The organism is Streptococcus oralis, assembly GCF_001075875.1.
Taxonomy (GTDB): Bacteria; Bacillota; Bacilli; order Lactobacillales; family Streptococcaceae; genus Streptococcus; species Streptococcus oralis_I.
Window position 1 is genome coordinate 1 of record NZ_JUOS01000132.1, and the last position, 3,494, is coordinate 3,494.

Sequence of the window (3,494 nt, forward strand, 5' to 3'; positions counted from 1 at the left end):
TCAGTTATTAAAAATAACCAAACGACCCTTTCCGTAGTTTAATCTTTTAATTTGTGTTCTTTATTTAGTGATTAGGAAGTTTTTCCTCAGCATACTCAATCATCTTCTCAGCTACTTCCCTATCATAGTCAAAGCCCATTTTTTGGGCAAGATATTGAGCTTCTTGATGGAAAAGTTGCATCGTAGCAAACAATGACTGAGTAAGTTTCTCTACACTTGAGAAATCAAGAAGAGCAGAGAATTCCTTCTCCTTCTCAATTGGCAAGTAGTTGAAGAGATACTTGTAATTTTTACCAATGTCGACAGCACCTCCATCACTTGCTACCTGCCAAGCTAAGATTTTCAAGAGTTCTTGCTGACAAATACCGTAGAGATGGTCCGTTGCATAAATGACTTGCTTACGACAAATTCCTTTGACAACGTAGGCTGACACCCACCAAAATTCATTGCAGGCTTTTTCGAAAGCTGTCTGACTAGCTGGATTCGTCCAGTAACGCTCTGGACTTGTAGTATAGGACTCAAACAAGCCTTTCTCGTCTTTCAAAACTGTATAATCCGCTTCGCTATCCACCCATTCTTTGATGTGCTCCTTTGGGCAAAGGGTCAAGTCAATCCTATTGCCATCTTCAAAAAGCATGAGATAAAGTCGACGGTTGCCTAGGACATTATGTTGCTCAATGATACGTTTGCCAAACTGGTCTAGCCAAGAAAGATCTCTCTTCAGATTATCTAAATCATCCACAATATAGACCACGTCGTAATCCTGAAATTCATCTTTTGAGGCTTTTGTGTCAGTCCGTGAACCAGACATGGCGACAGCGTCGACTTGTAGCACTTTTGCGATTTGCAAAATCACGTCAAACATCTCGGTTTCAGTTCTCATGGGGATACCTGCCTTTTTAGTGAAAACTTTTAATTCTGTAGAGGTCATATCTATAAAGGGGACTGGCTGCTGGAACTTTTCCTTATCAAATTCTTTGAAAAATCCCATGACTAGTTTTTTCATGACCTTGACAGCCATCTTTGTTTTTATTTCTTCTTTTTAAAAAGCTCATTAATAATAAGTAAGACTACTAACAGAACAGCTAATACATTTGTTTGACGTCCAATTGGCTTGAGGTACCAGCTTTGATTGCTTACAAAATTAACTCCTACAATTACAACCATGCCCCATATGCCACAGCGTAAAATTTCTGGCATAATATTTTCTTTTTCTTCCTTTTCCTGATTAGCTTCACCGGGTTTTATATAATTATCTAAATACTTCTTAGCATCAAACTCATTTATCTTCTCCTCACTATTTTTAGTGATATTAATATCTATATCATGCTTCATCTCATATACTTCCCATCATCTTTTTATTGATTTTTTCAATCAGATTGTATTCTTCATCGTCATTCTCTAAGGTTCTACTTATTGTCTTTGCTTTATCATATGTTTCACGAATAAATTCTGGTTGTTTTGAAGCTTTATAAGGAAGCTTCAAGAATTTCAACGAAGATACCATAGAAGCATTGTATTCCCAATGGCTCTTCAACAGACATCTGATAAAAACCCTGATGATTTCCTGTTCTTGATACAAGAGACTTGTTTCATAATGTTCAAAATACTTTAACGAAATATAATCACAATAGTAAATCATGATATTAGATATCCAATCAAAAGTGTTTTCTTGAACTTCCTTAGTTGGTTCATAGCGTAGAGCTGTCCTTAACACCTGAACTTCTTTAAGCGTAATTTCTTTAGCAGAAGCTGCATCAAAAAGCTTTGATCGCCAGCCTGAAACGCTATCTAAAGAACTTCTATAATCAGTATACACGGCAACTATTGATACAATTCCAGCAACTAAACCAGCAATTAAGCCACTTGCTAATTCCTTCATCCCTATACCTGCTCTTATTCACTTTCTAAGATTTATTTTGACTCGCATAAATTAACCAGAACAACCTACTTGGCTTCTTCTGGTTGTATTGGGGTAATTTTTTTCTTGGTTTGCGTTTTTTATAGCGACTACGGATAGCGTTGAGATGGTCACGGAGATCGGCATACTGCTTCTTATCTGGATAAGCATAGGCGTTGATTGCAGTAAAATCCACAAGGAAGTCATAGATTTCTTGCAGTTTCACACGGACTTCCTTGTTTTGACTAGGTGCCTTGCTTTTTTGCTCAGCCAAGCGCTCCTTATAGGCTTTTTCAAATTGAGCCTGAGCCTTTGTCAAGGTTTCTACATGAGTTGTCAAATGCAGAGTTGAAAGGGCAGTCTGGTAGTCAGTATCTTTTAGCTCCTTGAGTAAATGGTTAATAGATTCTGTCTCTTTTTCGTAGCTCATACTCGTTAGCCCAGCATAATTTTTGAAAAGTTTGCTGAGTTTGTCGTAAGCTTCCTCGCTACTTGCCTCTTTCACACGAGAGAAGGTCTTGACCAAACCAATCAAGGTAGAAAGTGCATCATCACGCTCACGGTCTGCTTTCTCCATGTTTTCGGTGAATTTTCCTGCACGAACGTTATGAAGACTTGCTTGGAATTTTTCCAACAAAGGCTCCATTCGGGAAACCTTGCTGATATAAACTAATTCCGTTTTATTCACTTTAGTAAAAGCATTGACAGTCTCAAGACTATCGCTCAGCAGTTAGAAGAAACTTTTTCCTTCCAATCTCATCATATCTAAATTTGTAATCTTGTATTTCATTTTTTCTCCTAAAATTTTATTAAATTGCTTCTCTTGTTTTTGGCAGAGGGTCTTCCACTTGGCAGTGTTGATGTCGGATTTTCCGATGAGGAGGGATGATTGGTTTTAGGATAGTTCCGAACGAGAATAGTTATACCCTTCTTGTATTAGTTTATAAACTTTAATATTGTTATTTCTACATGAATCAATAATTCTTCGTTGAACCTCTACATTCATTTTAGTTCCCAGTGTAACAGACTTTGGTTTTATTACAATCTCAGTATTAGCTATCTTCATTTTTTCAGTTTCAGATAGCAAACTAAAATTTTTATCAATCATCACTTTACTAATTCTCCATTCATCCTCATAATTCCAAGTTATATTTTTTGAGTATGGTGCGTATCTTACTGATTTCAAAAAATCATGAATACCATCATTAACATTTATCATCGGAGCAATATCTTTGTATAAAACAGGAGCTAATTTAGATGCTGATTTATTAAGGATTTCTCTTGCATCATACTCATAACAAACTCCTTTAAAACTGTCTCCATAATGTGCCCACATTAAATTATTATCAAATTTGGTGGTTAAAGAATAAACTAGAGTATTTTCTTTAAGAAGGTTGTACGCATTTTTATAATCATTTGAATTTATATACTCCCCTAATCTTTTCTTTACGTCAGTTTCATTTTCAGAGACATCAAAAACTCCCCATAAATTAGGATCATCTGTAAAACCAGAATTAGAAAATTCAGATGGATCATTTAATTCATCAAAAGTGCTAAAATGAAATATTCCATCATTTAAGATTTGCAATATATA

General features: G+C 35.7%; 5 protein-coding genes. All 5 read right to left on the minus strand.

Features of this window, described 5'->3' with window-relative positions:
* Positions 1–64: 64 nt before the first annotated feature.
* Positions 65–883, minus strand: a complete 819-nt coding sequence (locus tag ADM33_RS07595) for an aminoglycoside 6-adenylyltransferase (RefSeq protein WP_152906819.1) — start codon at positions 881–883, stop codon at positions 65–67.
* A gap of 146 nt (positions 884–1,029) precedes the next feature.
* Positions 1,030–1,335, minus strand: a complete 306-nt coding sequence (locus tag ADM33_RS07600; protein WP_049504244.1) for a hypothetical protein — start codon at positions 1,333–1,335, stop codon at positions 1,030–1,032.
* 1 nt (position 1,336) lies between these two features.
* Positions 1,337–1,882, minus strand: a complete 546-nt coding sequence (locus ADM33_RS07605) for a hypothetical protein (RefSeq protein WP_049504246.1) — start codon at positions 1,880–1,882, stop codon at positions 1,337–1,339.
* 25 nt (positions 1,883–1,907) lie between these two features.
* Positions 1,908–2,630: a DUF6261 family protein gene (locus ADM33_RS07610; protein WP_414716793.1), complete on the minus strand. Its 723-nt coding sequence runs from the start codon at positions 2,628–2,630 to the stop codon at positions 1,908–1,910.
* Between the two features lie 165 nt (positions 2,631–2,795).
* Positions 2,796–3,494: DUF2971 domain-containing protein (locus tag ADM33_RS07615; RefSeq protein ID WP_152906820.1), on the minus strand; the 699-nt coding region annotated here is incomplete at its 5' end.

Coding starts and splice junctions, on each gene's coding strand:
- ADM33_RS07600 (WP_049504244.1), bottom strand. CDS start 1,335: ATGAAGCATGATATAGATATTAATATCACTAAAAATAGTGAGGAGAAG.
- ADM33_RS07595 (WP_152906819.1), bottom strand. CDS start 883: ATGAGAACTGAAACCGAGATGTTTGACGTGATTTTGCAAATCGCAAAA.
- ADM33_RS07605 (WP_049504246.1), bottom strand. CDS start 1,882: ATGAAGGAATTAGCAAGTGGCTTAATTGCTGGTTTAGTTGCTGGAATT.